The sequence below is a fragment of the Microbacterium sp. No. 7 genome (genome assembly GCF_001314225.1).
In the GTDB taxonomy this organism is placed as follows: Bacteria; Actinomycetota; Actinomycetes; order Actinomycetales; family Microbacteriaceae; genus Microbacterium.
The window spans coordinates 2,125,269-2,141,751 of the sequence record NZ_CP012697.1; the positions used below are offsets into that span (position 1 = coordinate 2,125,269).

10 protein-coding genes and 1 tRNA gene are annotated in these 16,483 nt (G+C 70.7%); 9 read left to right on the plus strand and 2 right to left on the minus strand.

The window, feature by feature from the left end; all coding sequences use genetic code 11:
* The first annotated feature begins 11 nt into the window (after positions 1-11).
* The 4 genes from lgt to pyk are packed head-to-tail and all read left to right on the plus strand — an operon-like array spanning position 12 to position 8,621.
* Positions 12-1,001, plus strand: a complete 990-nt coding sequence (gene lgt / locus AOA12_RS09725; protein WP_054682390.1) for a prolipoprotein diacylglyceryl transferase — start codon at positions 12-14, stop codon at positions 999-1,001.
* A 52-nt stretch (positions 1,002-1,053) separates the two neighbouring features.
* Positions 1,054-5,640, plus strand: a complete 4,587-nt coding sequence (gene gltB, locus AOA12_RS09730) for a glutamate synthase large subunit (RefSeq protein WP_054682391.1) — start codon at positions 1,054-1,056, stop codon at positions 5,638-5,640.
* A complete protein-coding gene (locus tag AOA12_RS09735; protein WP_054682392.1) occupies positions 5,633-7,108 on the plus strand; it encodes a glutamate synthase subunit beta in 1,476 nt (491 codons plus the stop codon). Before gltB ends, AOA12_RS09735 begins: the two co-directional genes overlap by 8 nt.
* A gap of 58 nt (positions 7,109-7,166) precedes the next feature.
* A complete protein-coding gene (pyk, locus tag AOA12_RS09740) occupies positions 7,167-8,621 on the plus strand; it encodes a pyruvate kinase (RefSeq protein WP_054682393.1) in 1,455 nt (484 codons plus the stop codon).
* Positions 8,622-8,697: 76 nt separating this feature from the next.
* Here the strand turns inward: pyk and AOA12_RS09745 are convergent.
* Positions 8,698-8,780: transfer RNA gene (locus tag AOA12_RS09745), tRNA-Leu, on the minus strand.
* 58 nt (positions 8,781-8,838) lie between these two features.
* On the opposite strand from AOA12_RS09745, the gene AOA12_RS09750 reads away from it, so the two are divergent.
* Positions 8,839-9,447, plus strand: coding sequence for an ANTAR domain-containing response regulator (locus AOA12_RS09750; protein ID WP_054682394.1), 609 nt, complete (start codon positions 8,839-8,841; stop codon positions 9,445-9,447).
* Positions 9,448-9,503: 56 nt separating this feature from the next.
* Here the strand turns inward: AOA12_RS09750 and AOA12_RS09755 are convergent, their stop codons facing one another.
* Positions 9,504-9,959, minus strand: a complete 456-nt coding sequence (locus tag AOA12_RS09755) for a hotdog fold thioesterase (RefSeq protein ID WP_054682395.1) — start codon at positions 9,957-9,959, stop codon at positions 9,504-9,506.
* A gap of 57 nt (positions 9,960-10,016) precedes the next feature.
* Here AOA12_RS09755 and polA point away from each other — a divergent pair, with 57 nt between their 5' ends.
* The 4 genes from polA to AOA12_RS09775 are packed head-to-tail and all read left to right on the plus strand — an operon-like array spanning position 10,017 to position 16,483.
* On the plus strand, positions 10,017-12,650 hold the full coding sequence (gene polA, locus AOA12_RS09760) for a DNA polymerase I (protein ID WP_054682396.1): 2,634 nt from the start codon (positions 10,017-10,019) through the stop codon (positions 12,648-12,650).
* A 33-nt stretch (positions 12,651-12,683) separates the two neighbouring features.
* Positions 12,684-14,360, plus strand: a complete 1,677-nt coding sequence (locus AOA12_RS09765; protein WP_054682397.1) for a DUF885 domain-containing protein — start codon at positions 12,684-12,686, stop codon at positions 14,358-14,360.
* 3 nt (positions 14,361-14,363) lie between these two features.
* Complete coding sequence (locus tag AOA12_RS09770; protein ID WP_054682398.1) at positions 14,364-15,725, plus strand: MFS transporter; 1,362 nt, start codon at positions 14,364-14,366, stop codon at positions 15,723-15,725.
* On the plus strand, positions 15,722-16,483 hold the full coding sequence (locus tag AOA12_RS09775) for an SGNH/GDSL hydrolase family protein (protein ID WP_054682399.1): 762 nt from the start codon (positions 15,722-15,724) through the stop codon (positions 16,481-16,483). The genes AOA12_RS09770 and AOA12_RS09775 overlap by 4 nt, the downstream gene beginning before the upstream one ends.

The following is a 16,483-nucleotide window of genomic DNA, read 5'->3' on the forward strand; positions in this document are numbered from 1 at the left end:
AACTCGCGGTCGTGACTTTCTCCGCACTCTCCGTGGCAGCCAGCATCCCGAGCCCGAGCATCAACAGCTTCTCGATCGGCCCGGTCCCCATCCACTTCTACGCCCTGTGCATCATGACGGGGATGGTGCTGGCCGCGCTGCTCACCAACAACCGTCTCACGCGGCGAGGGGCGGAGCGGTGGGTCGTGATCGACATCGCCCTGCTCGCGGTGCCGTTCGCGATCGTCGCGGCGCGCCTGTACCACGTGTTCACGCACGCGGACTTCTACTTCCGCGAGGGCCACGAGTGGTGGAACCCCTTCGTGCGCGACGCGATCTGGAACGTCTGGGACGGCGGCATCGCGATCTACGGGGCGCTCATCGGCGGCGCCGTGGGCGCGTGGCTCGGATGCCGGTGGACCGGCATCCGGTTCTGGACCTTCGCCGACGCGCTCGCCCCCGGCCTGCTGCTGGCGCAGGCGGTCGGCCGGTTCGGCAACTGGTTCAACCAGGAGCTGTTCGGCCTGCCCACCGACCTGCCGTGGGGCCTGGAGATCAGCGAGACCAACCCCGCCTTCCCCGCGGGACTGGAGCCGGGCACGCTGTTCCACCCCACGTTCCTCTACGAGGTCGTCTGGAACCTGATCGGCGTGTTCGTGCTGCTCTGGGCGGGGAGCCGCTTCACCCTGCAGTGGGGTCGCCTGTTCGGGCTCTACCTCGTGTGGTACAGCGCCGGACGCATCGTGTGGGAGTCGATCCGCATCGATCCGAGCGACATCATCCTCGGGCTGCGGACGAACGTGTGGGCCGCGATCATCGGCGTCGTCGTCGGCCTCGCGATCATGATCGTGCAGAAGCGCCGCCACCTCGGGCTCGAGCCCTCGCCCTACGTGGCCGATCGTATGCCGCAGGCCGACGGCGCTGTAGAATCGCAAGACACTGAGGACTACGTGGACCTGAGTGAACCGCCGGCACACGTCGAGATCGGGGCGATCGCGAAGAGCACATCCGCAACCGAATAGCAACCGTGGGCCGATGGCGTCCCCCAACACAGCACACGTGAGGACACAACATATGGCCCATCGATCCCGCCGCCCCACCCCGGGCACCGGCCTCGCAGGACTGCCGCGGAAGCAGGGACTCTACAACCCCGCTTTCGAGAAAGACGCCTGTGGCCTGGCCATGGTCGCCACGTTGCGCGGAGAGGCCGGCCACGACATCGTGGAGCTCGCCCTCGAGGCCCTGCGCAATCTGGAGCACCGCGGTGCCATCGGGTCGGACGCGGGAACGGGCGACGGTGCGGGCATCCTCACGCAGATGCCCGACGAGTTCCTGCGCGCGGTCGTCGGGTTCGACCTCCCGCCGCGCGGCGAGTACGTCGCGGGTCTCGCGTTCCTGCCGCTCGACGACGGCGCGCGCGACGAGCTGAAGTCGCACATCACCCAGCTCGCGGCCTCGGAGGGCCTCACGGTGCTCGGCTGGCGCTCGGTGCCGACCGACGACGCGCACCTCGGCAAGCTCGCGTTCGAGGCGCGTCCCGCCTTCGAGCAGATCTTCCTCTCGCGCCCCGCGGTCGGCGACGCGCCGGCGCTGTCGGGCATCGCGCTCGACCGGGTCGCATATCGCCTGCGCAAGCGGGCCGAGCACGAGCTCGGCGCCTACTTCGTCTCGCTGTCCAGCCGCACGCTCGGCTACAAGGGCATGGTCACGACGCTGCAGCTCGAGCCGTTCTACGCCGACCTGCGCGACCCGCGCTTCGCATCGGAGCTCGCGGTCGTGCACTCGCGCTACTCGACCAACACCTTCCCGTCGTGGCCGCTCGCGCAGCCCTTGCGCATGCTCGCGCACAACGGCGAGATCAACACCGTCGGCGGCAACCGCAACTGGATGCGCGCCCGGCAGTCGCAGCTCGCCTCCGACCTCATCGGCGACATCCGTCCCCTGCTGCCGATCTGCGTCGAGGGGCAGAGCGACTCGGCCTCGTTCGACGAGGTGCTGGAGCTGCTGACCCTCACGGGCCGCAGCCTGCCGCACGCGATCATGATGATGGTGCCCGAGGCCTACGAGAAGCAGGCCGACATCGCGCCCGACCTCCGTGCGTTCTACGAGTACCACGCCGCCCAGATGGAGCCGTGGGACGGGCCCGCCGCCCTCATCTTCACCGACGGCACGGTCGTCGGCGCGACCCTCGACCGCAACGGCCTGCGCCCGGGGCGCTGGACGGAGACGACCGACGGCCTCGTCGTCATCGGCTCGGAGACCGGGGTGCTCGACTTCGCGCCCGAGCGCATCAAGCGCCGCGGACGCCTGCGCCCCGGCCGCATGTTCCTCGTCGACACGGCGCAGCGCCGCATCGTCGAGGACGACGAGATCAAGGCCGAGCTGGCGGCCCTGCACCCGTGGCAGGAGTGGCTCGACGCGGGACGCGTGCGTCTCAAGGAGCTTCCCGAGCGCGAGCACATCGTGCACCCGATCGCGTCGATCACGCGCCGTCAGCGCACCTTCGGCTACACCGAGGAGGAAGTGCGCATCCTGCTCACGCCGATGGGCCAGACGGGCGCCGAGCCGCTGGGCGCGATGGGCTCCGACACGCCGATCGCGGCGCTGAGCGACCGTCCGCGGCTGCTCTTCGACTACTTCGTGCAGCAGTTCGCGCAGGTCACGAACCCGCCGCTCGACTCGATCCGCGAGGAGGTCGTGACCTCGCTGTCGATCGGCCTCGGCCCCGTGCGCAACCTGCTCGACTGGGGCCCGGAGCACACGCGCTTCATCACGCTCGACTTCCCGGTCATCGACAACGACGAGCTCGCGAAGATCCAGAACCTCGATCGCGCCCTCTCGGGACGCCGGTCGGTGACCATCCGCGGCATCTACCACTTCGATCAGGGACCCGACGCGCTCGCGCACCGCCTCGAGGAGATCTGCGAGGAGGTCGACCACGCGATCGCCGACGGCGCCGAGTACGTGATCCTCAGCGACCGCGACTCGAACAAGGACCTCGTCCCGATCCCGTCGCTGCTGCTCGTCTCGGCCGTGCACCACCACCTGATCCGCAACGAGAACCGCATGAAGGTGGCGCTCGTGGTCGAGGCGGGCGACGTGCGCGAGGTGCACCACGTCGCGACGCTGATGGGCTACGGCGCGTCGGCGGTGAACCCGTACCTGGCGATGGAGACCGTCGAGTACCTCGTGCGGGCGGGCTTCATCACCGGACGCACCCCGGAGCAGGCCGTGAAGAACCTGATCTACGCGCTCGGCAAGGGCGTGCTGAAGATCATGTCGAAGATGGGCATCTCGACCATCTCGTCCTACGCGGGCGCCCAGGTGTTCGAGGCGGTCGGTCTCTCGCAGGAGTTCATCGACCGGTACTTCACGGGCACCGAGACCAAGCTCGGCGGCATCGGCATCCGTGAGGTCCAGACCGAGAACCAGCAGCGGCACGACTTCGCCTACCCGGAGGACGAGGCGGCGCGCGCGCACGAGCGCCTGTGGACGGGCGGCGAGTACCAGTGGCGCCGCGATGGCGCACCGCACCTGTTCAACCCCGACACCGTGTTCCGGCTGCAGCACTCGACGCGCACGCGGCGCTACGACGTGTTCCGCGACTACACGCGTCGCGTCGACGACCAGGCGGCGGAGCTGAAGACGCTGCGCGGCATGTTCCGGCTGAAGACGGGCATCCGCCCGCCGGTGCCGATCGACGAGGTCGAGCCGGTGTCGTCGATCGTGAAGCGGTTCTCCACCGGCGCGATGAGCTACGGCTCGATCTCGCGCGAGGCGCACGAGACCCTGGCCATCGCGATGAACCGGCTGGGCGCGAAGTCGAACACGGGGGAGGGCGGCGAGGACGTCGACCGTCTGCTCGACCCGGAGCGCCGCAGCTCGATCAAGCAGGTCGCCTCCGGCCGCTTCGGCGTGACGAGCATGTACCTCACGCACGCCGACGACATCCAGATCAAGCTCGCCCAGGGCGCCAAGCCCGGCGAGGGCGGCCAGCTGCCGCCGCAGAAGGTGTACCCGTGGATCGCGCGCACGCGCGGCGGCACGCCCGGCGTCGGGCTCATCTCGCCCCCGCCGCACCACGACATCTACTCGATCGAGGACCTGAAGCAGCTCATCTTCGACCTGAAGCGGGCGAACCCGTCCGCGCGCGTGCACGTCAAGCTCGTGAGCCAGTCGGGCATCGGCGCGGTCGCGGCGGGCACGGCGAAGGCCCTCGCCGACGTCATCCTCGTGTCGGGCCACGACGGCGGCACGGGCGCGAGCCCGCTGAACTCGCTCAAGCACGCGGGCACGCCGTGGGAGCTCGGCCTCGCCGAGACGCAGCAGACGCTCATGCTCAACGACATGCGCGACCGCGTCGTCGTGCAGGCCGACGGTCAGCTCAAGACGGGCCGTGACGTGATCGTCGCGGCGCTCCTGGGCGCCGAGGAGTACGGCTTCGCCACGACGGCGCTGGTCGTCGAGGGCTGCATCATGATGCGCGTCTGCCACCTGGACACGTGCCCCGTGGGCGTCGCGACGCAGAACCCCGTGCTGCGCAGCCGCTTCGCCGGCAAGCCCGAGTTCGTCGTCAACTTCATGGAGTTCATCGCCCAGGAGGTGCGCGAGTACCTCGCCGAGCTCGGGTTCCGTTCGCTCGACGAGGCGATCGGCCGCAGCGACCTGCTCGACGTCGACGGCGCGATCCACCACTGGAAGGCGAGCGGACTCGACCTCACGCCGATCCTGCGCGGCCCGCAGATCCCGGCGGGCGCGCCCCGCCGGCACCTGCGCGCGCAGGACCACGAGCTCGACGCGCACTTCGACGTACAGCTGATCGAGATGTCGCGCGACGCGCTGCAGGACGCGGCGCCGGTCGTGATCGAGCTCCCCATCCGCAACACCGAGCGTGCCGTCGGCACGATGCTGGGCCACGAGGTGACCCGCCGGTACGGCGAGGCGGGCCTGGCGCGGGACACGATCGACATCACGCTGCACGGCACGGCGGGCCAGTCGCTCGGCGCCTTCCTGCCGTCGGGCATCACGCTGCGCCTCGAGGGCGACGCCAACGACTACGTCGGCAAGGGCCTGTCGGGCGGCGACATCACCATCCGCCCGCCGCGCGGCGCGTCGATCGCACCGCACGAGAACGTCATCGCCGGAAACGTCATCGGCTACGGCGCCACGGGCGGCTCGATGTTCATCTCCGGCGTCGTCGGCGAGCGCTTCCTCGTGCGCAACTCGGGCGCGACGGCCGTCGTCGAGGGCGTGGGCGACCACGCGCTCGAGTACATGACGGGCGGTCTGGCCGTGATCATCGGCGCGACGGGCCGCAACCTCGGCGCCGGAATGTCGGGCGGCACCGCGTACGTGCACGCCCTCACCCCCGAGCAGGTCAACGCGCAGGCGCTGGCCTCGGAGGAGCTGTCGCTCCTGCCGCTCGACCGCGCAGACCTCGAGGTGCTGCGCAGCCTGCTCGTGCAGCACGTCGAGAGCACGGGATCGCCGCGCGCCGCGGACTTCCTCGCGCGCTTCGATGACGTGTCGCTCGAGTTCGTGAAGGTGCTGCCGCGCGACTACGCGGCGGTGCTGCAGACCCGCCAGGAGGCGGTCGCCGAGGGGCTCGACCCCGACGGCGACGTCGTCTGGAACCGAATCCTGGAGGTGACCGGTGGCTGACCCCAAGGGCTTTCTCAAGACGACCGAGCGGGAGCTGCCCGCACGCCGTCCGGTGCCCGTGCGCATCCTGGACTGGAAGGAGGTGTACGAGCCGGGAGACTCGGCCGTGCTCCGCCGCCAGGCCGGTCGCTGCATGGACTGCGGCGTGCCGTTCTGCCACCAGGGCTGCCCGCTCGGCAATCTCATCCCCGAGTGGAACGACCTGATGTGGCGGGGGGAGGGACGCGCGGCGATCGAGCGGCTGCACGCGACGAACAACTTCCCCGAGTTCACGGGCCGGCTGTGCCCGGCGCCGTGCGAGAGCGCGTGCGTGCTGGGCATCAATCAGCCCGCGGTCACGATCAAGCAGATCGAGGTCTCGACGATCGACGACGCGTTCGCCAACGGCTGGGTCGAGCCCGAGCCGCCCGCGCGGCTGACGGGCAAGACGGTCGCCGTCGTCGGCTCGGGGCCCGCCGGCCTCGCGGCCGCGCAGCAGCTCACGCGCGCCGGCCACACCGTCGCGGTGTACGAGCGCGACGACCGCATCGGCGGCCTGCTGCGCTACGGCATCCCCGACTTCAAGATGGAGAAGCGCCACATCGAGACCCGCCTGCGGCAGATGCAGGACGAGGGCACGCGCTTCCGCGCAGGCGTGGAGATCGGCGTCGACATCACGTGGGACGACCTGCGCGCGCGCTACGACGCGGTCGTCGTCGCCACGGGCGCGACGGTCCCGCGCGACCTGTCGATCCCCGGTCGCGACCTCGCCGGCGTGCACTTCGCGATGGAGTACCTCGTCGAGTCGAACCACGTCGTCGCGGGCGACGCCGTCCCCGACCAGATCAGCGCCGCGGGCAAGCACGTCGTCGTCATCGGCGGCGGCGACACCGGCGCCGACTGCATCGGCACCGCGCACCGCCAGGGCGCCCTCAGCGTCACCAACCTCGCGATCGGCAAGCAGCCCCCGGCGGCGCGTCCCGATCACCAGCCGTGGCCGACGATGCCGACGCTCTTCGAGATGCAGTCCGCCCACGAGGAGGGCGGCGACCGCGCCTACCTCGTGTCGACCGTCGAGTTCCTGGGCAACGCGGCGGGGGAGGTGCGCGCGCTGCGCGTGGCCGAGACCGAGTACCTGCCCGACGGCCGCCGCGTGCCCCGCAGCGGCACCGAGCGGGAGATCCCCGCTGACCTGGTGCTCATCGCGATGGGCTTCACGGGCCCCGAGCAGACGACGCTCCAGGAGCAGATCGGCACGGTCTTCACCTCGCGCGGCAACGTGCAGCGGGAGAACGACTACCAGACCACGGCACCGGGCGTCTTCGTCGCCGGCGACGCCGGGCGCGGCCAGTCGCTCATCGTCTGGGCGATCGCCGAGGGCCGTGCCGCCGCCGCGGCGGTCGACGAGTACCTGATGGGTCGTACGTCGCTGCCGGCCCCCGTCTCTCCGACCGACATCGCGATCGGTCTGGACTTCGCTCGTTTCTGACCTGAACCATCCACCACCATCAAGACATCCACCACCATCAAGGACCGGAGTCATACCAGTGAGACGTGCGAAGATCGTCGCCACCCTGGGTCCCGCCACCGGCTCGTATGAGATGATCCGATCGATCATCGACGCGGGCGTGGACGTGACCCGATTCAACCTCAGCCACGGAGACTACGCCGACCACGAGCAGCGCCTCGCGCACGTGCGCAAGGCCGCCGACGACGCTGCGCGCGCCGTCGCGGTGCTCGTCGACCTGCAGGGCCCCAAGATCCGGCTCGGCCGGTTCGCGGACGGGCCCCACGAGCTCGCCGTCGGCGACGTGTTCAAGATCACGACAGAAGACATCGTCGGGACCCGGGAGATCGTCTCGACGACGTTCAAGGGCCTGCCCGACGACGTGAAGCCGGGCGACACCCTGCTGATCGACGACGGCAAGGTGCGTGTCGAGGTCACCTCGGTCGACGGCCCCGTCGTCACGACGACCGTCGTCGTCGCGGGAGCCGTGTCGAACAACAAGGGCATCAACCTTCCGGGCGTCGCGGTGAACGTGCCCGCCCTGAGCGAGAAGGACGAGGCCGACCTGCGCTGGGGCCTGAGGGCCGGCTGCGACATCGTCGCCCTCTCCTTCGTGCGCAGCGCCACCGACGTCACGCGCGTGCGCGTCATCATGGCCGAAGAGGGGCGTCGCGTGCCTGTCATCGCCAAGATCGAGAAGCCGCAGGCCGTCGACAACCTCGAAGAGATCATCGACGCGTTCGACGGCATCATGGTCGCACGCGGCGACCTCGGCGTGGAGCTGCCGCTCGAGGCGGTGCCGATCGTGCAGAAGCACGCCGTCGAGCTGTGCCGGCGCATGGCGAAGCCCGTGATCGTCGCGACGCAGATGCTCGAGTCGATGATCGACAGCCCCGTGCCCACGCGAGCCGAGGCAAGCGACGTGGCCAACGCGGTGCTGGACGGAGCCGACGCCGTGATGGCGTCGGGTGAGACGAGCATCGGGGCCTACCCCGTGAAGGTCGTCGAGACGATGGCGAACATCATCGACTCGACTGAGGAGCACGGGCTCGAGCGCATCCTCCCGGTCACGGCGAAGCCGCGCACGCAGGGCGGCATCATCACCCTGGCCGCCGAGGAGGTGGCCAAGTTCGTCGAGGCGAAGTACATCTGCATCTTCACGGAATCCGGTGACACCGCGCGCCGGATGTCGCGGCTGCGCTCGCGGATCCCGATGATCGCGTTCGCGACCGACCCGGCGATCCGTCGCCGCATGGCCCTCACCTGGGGCGTCCAGTCGTCGCTCGTCGATCCCGTGGCCCACACGGACCTGATGTATCTGCAGGTGGATGAGTACTTCCTGGGGCGGGGCCTGGCATCAGACGGCGACAAGGTCGTGGTGATCTCGGGCTCGCCTCCCGGAATCATGGGCACGACCAACGACATCCGCGTGCACAAGATCGGTGACGCGGTCTACGGTCGTGCGCCGATCTACAAGGGCGAGAGCCTGGGCTGAGACGGCGAAGAGGTGTGGGGCGGATGCCGGACGGCATCCGCCCCACACCTCTTTCCGCGCTCCGCGCCGCTCGTCGTGCCGGTGGTGGGAGTCGAACCCACACGCCCTCTCGGGCAACCGAGTTTGAGTCGGTCGCGTCTGCCATTCCGCCACACCGGCAGGTGCCGCAGTCGACAATACCGCAGGAAGAGGCCGCGCCAGGCCGTAAGATAAACGAGTGACTGAGCAGGAGATCAACACCGGGACCGTACCGCGTCGTGTCGTCGTGGCCGAGGACGAGTCGCTCATCCGACTCGACATCGTGGAGATCCTTCGCGACAATGGCTTCGACGTCGTGGGCGAGGCCGGCGACGGGGAGACCGCGGTGCAGCTGGCCACCGAGCTGCGTCCCGACCTGGTGATCATGGACGTGAAGATGCCCGTCCTCGACGGCATCAGCGCCGCCGACCGGCTCACGAAGAACCACATCGCCCCCGTCGTGCTCCTCACCGCCTTCAGCCAGAAGGAGCTCGTCGAGCGGGCCACCGAGGCCGGTGCGCTCGCCTACGTCGTGAAGCCGTTCACGCCCAACGACCTCCTGCCGGCGATCGAGATCGCCCTGGCCCGGTACGAGCAGATCATCACGCTCGAGGCCGAGGTCGCCGACATGGTCGAGCGCTTCGAGACCCGCAAGCTCGTCGACCGGGCGAAGGGCCTGCTCAACGAGAAGATGGGCCTCACCGAGCCCGAGGCGTTCCGGTGGATCCAGAAGGCCTCGATGGACCGCCGTCTGACGATGCAGGACGTCGCGAAGGCGATCATCGAGCAGCTCTCCCCGAAGAAGTGAGTCGAGCCGCCGTCCGTGGACGGCGCGTCGAGACCTTCTCCTGAGCTCGCACGCCCCTAGGCGTGCGGCCCCGGCTTCCAGTTCGCCGGCAGATCGCGGATCATGTTCGTGATGCGCACCGTCGAGCAGCGGTTGCCCGCCTCGTCGGTGACGACGATCTCGTGGACGGCCATGCTGCGACCGAGGTGCAGCGGCGTGCACACGCCCGTGACGATGCCGTCGATCGCGGAGTGCGTGTGGGTCGCGTTGATGTCGACCCCGACCGCGAGCCGCCCGGGACCCGCCCACAGGTTGGCGGCCATCGACCCGAGCGACTCGCCGAGCACGACGTAGGCGCCGCCGTGCAGCAGGCCGACCGGCTGGGTGTTGCCCTTGACGGGGATCGTCGCGACGCAGCGCTCGACCGAGAACTCGAGCAGCTCCATCTCCATCTTCTCCGCGAGTCTGCCCAGGCCGCGCTTGCGGGCCCATTCCAGGCCGGGGCTGACGGCCGGGGAGTTGTCGGAAGTCATTGCTCACCTTTGAAGGAAACCGGTTCGGATGTCCGCGCCCGCGTCTAGGCTGGCAGGGTGTCGGACTCGGAAAAGCCTACCCTCCTCGTCGTCGACGGCCACTCGCTGGCCTACCGGGCGTTCTTCGCACTGCCGGTGGACAACTTCTCCACGAAGGACGGACAGCACACCAACGGGATCTACGGGTTCCTGTCGATGTTCGTGAACCTCGTCAAGGCCGAGAAGCCGACGCACCTGGCGGTCGCGTTCGACACGTCGCGGGAGTCGTTCCGCACGCGCGAGTACGCGGAGTACAAGGCGAACCGGTCGGAGTCGCCGCCCGAGTTCAAGGGTCAGATCCCGCTGCTGCAGGACTGTCTGCGCGCCATGAACGTGACGGTGCTCACGAAGGAGGACGTCGAGGCCGACGACATCCTCGCGACCCTCGCGACGCAGGGCGCCGAGCAGGGCTACGACGTGCTCGTGTGCTCGGGCGATCGTGACACGATCCAGCTCGTGACCGAGGAGGTGACGCTGCTCTATCCGAGCGTGCAGGGCGTGTCGCAGCTCAAGCGCTACACACCGGACGCCGTCGTCGAGCGCTACGGCGTGCCGCCCGAGAACTACCCCGACATCGCCGCGCTCGTGGGGGAGACCAGCGACAACCTGCCGGGCGTGCCCAAGGTGGGCGAGAAGACGGCGGTCAAGTGGCTGACCCAGTTCGGCACGCTCGACGAGCTGCTCGCGCGCGCCGACGAGATCAAGGGCGTCGTGGGGGGAAACCTGCGCGAGCACCTCGACGACGTGAAGCGCAACCGCGCGCTCAACCGGCTGCTGCGCGACGTGGAGCTCGACGTGACACCCGCCGAGCTGGAGGTGCGCCCCGTCGACGCGCAGGCCGTGCGCGACATCTTCGCGCGCCTGGAGTTCCGCACGCTGCTGCCGCGGGTCTTCGAGGCGCTGGAGGCCGACGGCGAGGACGCCGGCGCCGCCGCGGCGCCCAAGCCCCCCGCGCCCGTGCGGACCGACCCTGCCGGCCTCGCGGCCTGGGCGGAGGCGGCCGAGGGGCCCGTGGCGCTCACCGTGGAGATCCAGGGCGGCCTTCCCACGTACATCGGCGCGGCGACGCTCGCGGCCGCGGCGGAGAGCGACTGGAACGATGATGCCGCCGACGCCCTGCGCGCATGGCTGCAGGGCGACGCCCCGAAGGTGCTCGCCGACGCCAAGCCGCAGCTGAAGGCGCTGCGTCGGGCGGGCGTCCACCTGGGCGGGCTGTCCTACGACCCGGTGCTCGCGGGCTGGCTGCTGCGCCCGAGCTTCCCGGACAAGACCCTCGCGCACCTCGTCGACCGCTTCCTCGGCGAAGAGCTGCCCGAGGCCGACCCCTCGCAGCTGGTCCCCGAGAAGGAGGGCGCCTCGGCCGCCGAGCGCTCGTGGTTCACGCTCCGGGTGACCGAGGCGATGCGCGACGAGCTGCCGGAGGGCGTGGCATCCGTCCTCGTGGACATCGAGCTGCCCACGCTGCTGACGCTCGCCGACATGGAGCTCGCGGGCGTCGCCGTCTCGCACGAGAAGCTCTCGGCGTTCTCGGCCGAGCTGGGGGAGCGGGCGGAGGACACCGCGCAGCGCGCCTACGCCACGATCGGCCGCGAGGTGAACCTCGGCTCGCCCAAGCAGCTCCAGGAGGTGCTGTTCGACCAGCTGGAGCTGCCGAAGACGCGCAAGATCAAGACCGGCTACTCGACGGATGCCGCGACCCTCGCCGACCTGCAGGAGTCGAACCCGCACCCGTTCCTCGACCTTCTGCTGCAGCACCGCGAGACGACGAAGCTGCGCCAGATCATCGAGTCGCTCGACACCGCGATCGCGGACGACGGCCGCATCCACACGACCTATCTGCAGACGGCCAGCCAGACCGGACGCCTGTCGAGCACCGATCCCAACCTGCAGAACATCCCGATCCGCACGGAGGAGTCGCGTCGGATCCGCGGCGCGTTCGAGGTGGGCGAGGGGTACGAGACGCTGCTCACCGCCGACTACTCGCAGATCGAGATGCGCATCATGGCGCACCTGTCGGAGGACGCCGGGCTGATCGACGCGTTCAACTCGGGCGAGGACCTGCACCGCTATGTCGGCGCGCGCGTGTTCAACGTCGATCCCTCCGAGGTGACGGGCGTCATGCGCACGCGCGTCAAGGCCATGTCGTACGGCCTCGTGTACGGGCTCAGCGCCTTCGGGCTGTCGAAGCAGCTGCGCATCGAGCAGGCCGAGGCGCGGCAGCTGATGCAGGAGTACTTCGCGCGCTTCGGCGCCGTGCGCGACTATCTGCGCTCATCGGTCGAGCGTGCGCGCGAGGACGGCTACACCGCGACGATCTTCGGCCGGCGCCGCCCGTTCCCCGATCTCACGAGCCCGAACCGCGTGCTGCGCGAGAACGCGGAGCGCGCGGCGCTCAACGCGCCCATCCAGGGCAGCGCGGCCGACATCATGAAGATCGCGCTGAACCGGATCCACGCGGAGTTCGCGGCCGCCGGGCTCGCCTCGCGCGTGCTGCTGCAGATCCACGACGAGCTGGTGCTCGAGATCGCGCCGGGCGAGTGGGACGAGGCCGAGCGCATCGTGCGGGCGCGGATGGGCGACGCCGCGGAGCTTCGCGTCCCCCTCGACGTGCAGATCGGGCGCGGCCCGAACTGGGACGAGGCCGGGCACTGATCCGCTGCCTGCCGTCGTCAGTATCCTCGAGGAATGACTGACGAACTCCGTCCCCAGACCCCCGTCGACGCGATCGCGGAGCAGTGGGTCGACACGATCGCCGCGCTCTCACCGGGGCTCGCGACGTACATCGGTCGCTCCGAGCACAACGACCGGCTCGACGACCTGTCGCCCGAGGGCACCGCGCGCGTGCTCGAGGCGACGAGGGCGACGCTCGCGGCGCTGGAGGCGGCGCAGCCCGTCGACGACGTCGACGTCGTGACGAAGGCGGACCTCTCCGCGGAGCTGGCTCTCGGCATCCGGCTGCACGAGGCGGGCGCGCACCTGCGCGACGTGAACGTCATCGCGTCGCCCGCGCAGGAGCTGCGCAACAACTTCGATCTCATGCCGACCGAGACGGTCGACGACTGGGCGACGATCTCCCGCCGTCTGGCCGCGATGAGCGACGCGATCGACGGATACATCGCGACGCTGCACGAGGGCGTCTCCCGCGGCGTCGTGCCCGCGCGGCGCCAGGTCGCCGAGGTCGTGACGCAGATCGATCGCTACACCGCCGCCGACGGGTTCTTCCGCACGTTCGTCGAGGGCGCGGCGCCGGCCGACGGATCGCTGCCCGCCTCCCTCTCACGCGACCTCTCGACGGGCGCGGATGCCGCGCGCGCCGCCTACGACCGGCTCGCCGCCTTCCTGACGACGGAGCTCGCCCCCGCCGCCGGCACCGACGACGCCGTGGGGCGCGAGCTCTACGCGTTGCACTCGCAGCGCTTTCTCGGCGCGGTGATCGATCTCGACGAGACGTACGAGTGGGGTCTGGAGGAGCTCGCGCGGATGGTGGCCGAGCAGGAGGCCGTCGCCGACGAGATCCTGCCGGGCGCATCGGTCGAGGAGGCCGTGGCGCACCTGGAGCGCGACGGCTCGCGCACCCTGCACGGCACCGACGCCCTGCGCGAGTGGATGCAGCGGACCAGCGACCAGGCGATCGCGGAGCTGGGGCGCACGCACTTCGACATCCCCGAGCCGATCCGCCGGCTCGAGTGCATGATCGCGCCCACCACCGAGGGCGGCATCTACTACACGGGACCGACGGACGACTTCTCGCGCCCCGGGCGGATGTGGTGGTCGGTGCCCGAGGGCGTGACGACCTTCGACACGTGGCGCGAGCTGACCACGGTGTACCACGAGGGCGTTCCCGGCCATCACCTGCAGATCGCGCAGGCCGTGTACAACCGGGCGGAGCTGAACTCCTGGCGCCGGCTGCTCGCCGGCTCGAGCGGGCACGCCGAGGGATGGGCGCTCTACGCCGAACGGCTGATGGAACAGCTCGGCTTCCTCGACGATCCGGCCGACCGGCTGGGCATGCTCGACGGCCAGCGCCTGCGCGCGGCACGCGTCGTGCTCGACATCGGCGTGCACCTGCGAAAGCCGACGCCCGAGGGCGACGGCACGTGGGACTACGCGTACGCGCGCGAGTTCCTGCGCCGCAACGTCAACATGCCCGACGAGTTCGTCGACTTCGAGGTCAACCGCTACCTCGGCTGGCCCGGGCAGGCGCCGTCGTACAAGGTCGGACAGCGCATCTGGGAGCAGATCCGCGACGACTACCGCGCGCACCAGGGCGAGGCGTTCGACATCAAGGAGTTCCACCGGCGGGCGCTCGCGCTCGGCGGCGTCGGCCTCGACACGCTGCGCGCGGCGCTCCGCGAGGGCTGAGCCGTGACCGGGACAGCGCCCTCCTCCTCGCCCGCGCAGCGGCTCGACGCGCTGCCGTTCACCCGCGCGCACCTGCGCGTGCTCACGGGCTCCGGCGTCGGCTGGGCGCTGGACGCCATGGACGTGGGCCTCATCTCCTTCGTCATCACCGCCCTCGTCGCCCAGTGGTCGCTCTCGCCCACGGAGGCGTCGTGGATCGCGTCGGCGGGCTTCGCGGGCATGGCGATCGGGGCGAGCGTCGGCGGACTGCTGGCCGACCGCATCGGACGCCGGTCGGTCTTCGCGCTCACGCTCCTGGTCTACGGCATCGCGACGGGCGCCAGCGCCCTGGTCGGCGGCCTCGTCGCGCTGCTCGTGCTGCGCTTCCTGGTCGGCCTGGGGCTCGGTGCCGAGCTTCCGGTCGCGAGCACGTACGTCAGCGAGTTCTCGCCCGCCCGCATGCGGGGACGCGTCATCGTCATCCTCGAGGCGTTCTGGGCGGTGGGCTGGACCGCGGCGGCGCTGATCGGCTACTTCGTCATCCCCGTCTCGGAGGCCGGGTGGCGGTGGGCGTTCGCGCTCGGCGCGATTCCCGCGGCCTACGCCCTCATCGTGCGGTGGGGGCTGCCGGAGTCGCCGCGGTGGCTCGCCCAGCAGGGTCGCGACGCGCAGGCGAGCGCGGTCGTCGCGACGTTCGAGACCTCGCCGCCGCTCACGCGCGGCGCGCCCGCCGCGGAGCCGCCGGTCGCCGTCGTCCCGGCGACCGCGACCGTGGCACGCACGGGGCGCGAGCGCCTCCTGGCCCTGTGGACGACGGAGTTCCGCGCGCGCACCGCGAGCCTGTGGATCGTCTGGTTCTGCGTCAACTTCGCCTACTACGGCGCGTTCATCTGGATTCCGACGCTGCTGTTCAGCCAGGGCTACGACCTGGTGCGCTCCTTCCAGTTCACCCTCATCATCACCCTCGCGCAGCTGCCCGGCTACGCGGTCGCCGCCTGGCTCATCGAGGTGTGGGGACGGCGTCTCACGCTCTCGGTCTTCCTCGCCGGCTCGGCCGTCTCGGCCGTGCTGTTCGGCGTCGCCGCCGGCGAGGCGATGATCATCGCGACGGGGATGGCGTTGTCGTTCTTCAACCTCGGAGCGTGGGGCGCCCTGTACGCCGTGACGCCCGAGACGTACCCGACGTCGCTGCGCGGAACGGGGGCGGGGTGGGCCGCCGGCGTCGGCCGCATCGCGTCCATCCTCGCGCCGCTGAGCGTGCCGCCCATGCTGCTCATCGGCGGCGTCCCGCTCGCGTTCGGCGTGTTCGCCGTCTTCTTCATCGCCGCGGCCGCCGCCGCGTGGGGCCTCGTCGACCGGCGCGGCGCGGCGCTGGACGACCGATGACCGCGGCATCCGTCCGCTACGTCGCGATCGGCGACTCGTTCACCGAGGGCGTGGGGGATGAGCTGCCCGACGGCACCGTGCGCGGGTGGGCCGACCTCGTCGCGACGGGCTGGGCCGCGTCGCGAGGCGCGCCGGTGGAGTACGCGAACCTGGCCGTGCGGGGAAAGCTCGTCTGGCCGATCGTGCGAGAGCAGCTCGAGGCGGCGCTCGCGCTGCGGCCGACGCACCTGTCCTTCAACGGCGGCGGCAACGACATGCTGCGGCCCCGCACGACCGTGCCGCACATCGCCGCGGCGTTCTCGCACGTGCTGCGCCGCTGCGACGAGGAGGGCGTGCGCCTCATCCTGCTCTCGGGCGCGAACCCGTCGGCGCAGCTGCCGCTCGGCGGGCTCGTCCAGCGGCGCGGCGACGCGCTGTCGGAGGCCGTCGCCGCGCGGATCGTGGGGCGCGACGACGTCGTGCGCGCGTTCAACTGGCCCGACACCGAGCTTTCGCGCCCGGACCACTGGTCGCAGGACCGGCTGCACATGAACGCGCGCGGCCACCACCGCGTGGCGGCGCGCGTGCTGGAGGCGCTGGGGGAGAGGGCGCCCGACGGGTGGTGGTCGCTCCCCGACGTGCCGGAGTCTGCACGTCTGAGCGGCCGCGACTACGCGCGCGAACATCTCGGGCCGTGGGTCCGACGGCGCCTCACCGGCACGTCGTCGGGTGACGGACGGCCGCCGAAGCTGCCCGACTGGGTGCGCGTCGCCGGCTGA

Excerpts from the sequence above, each read along its gene's own strand:
- AOA12_RS09775 (WP_054682399.1), top strand. The coding sequence starts at position 15,722 with ATGACCGCGGCATCCGTCCGCTACGTCGCGATCGGCGACTCGTTCACC.
- AOA12_RS09755 (WP_054682395.1), bottom strand. The coding sequence starts at position 9,959 with ATGACTTCCGACAACTCCCCGGCCGTCAGCCCCGGCCTGGAATGGGCC.
- gltB (WP_054682391.1), top strand. The coding sequence starts at position 1,054 with ATGGCCCATCGATCCCGCCGCCCCACCCCGGGCACCGGCCTCGCAGGA.
- AOA12_RS09765 (WP_054682397.1), top strand. The coding sequence starts at position 12,684 with ATGACTGACGAACTCCGTCCCCAGACCCCCGTCGACGCGATCGCGGAG.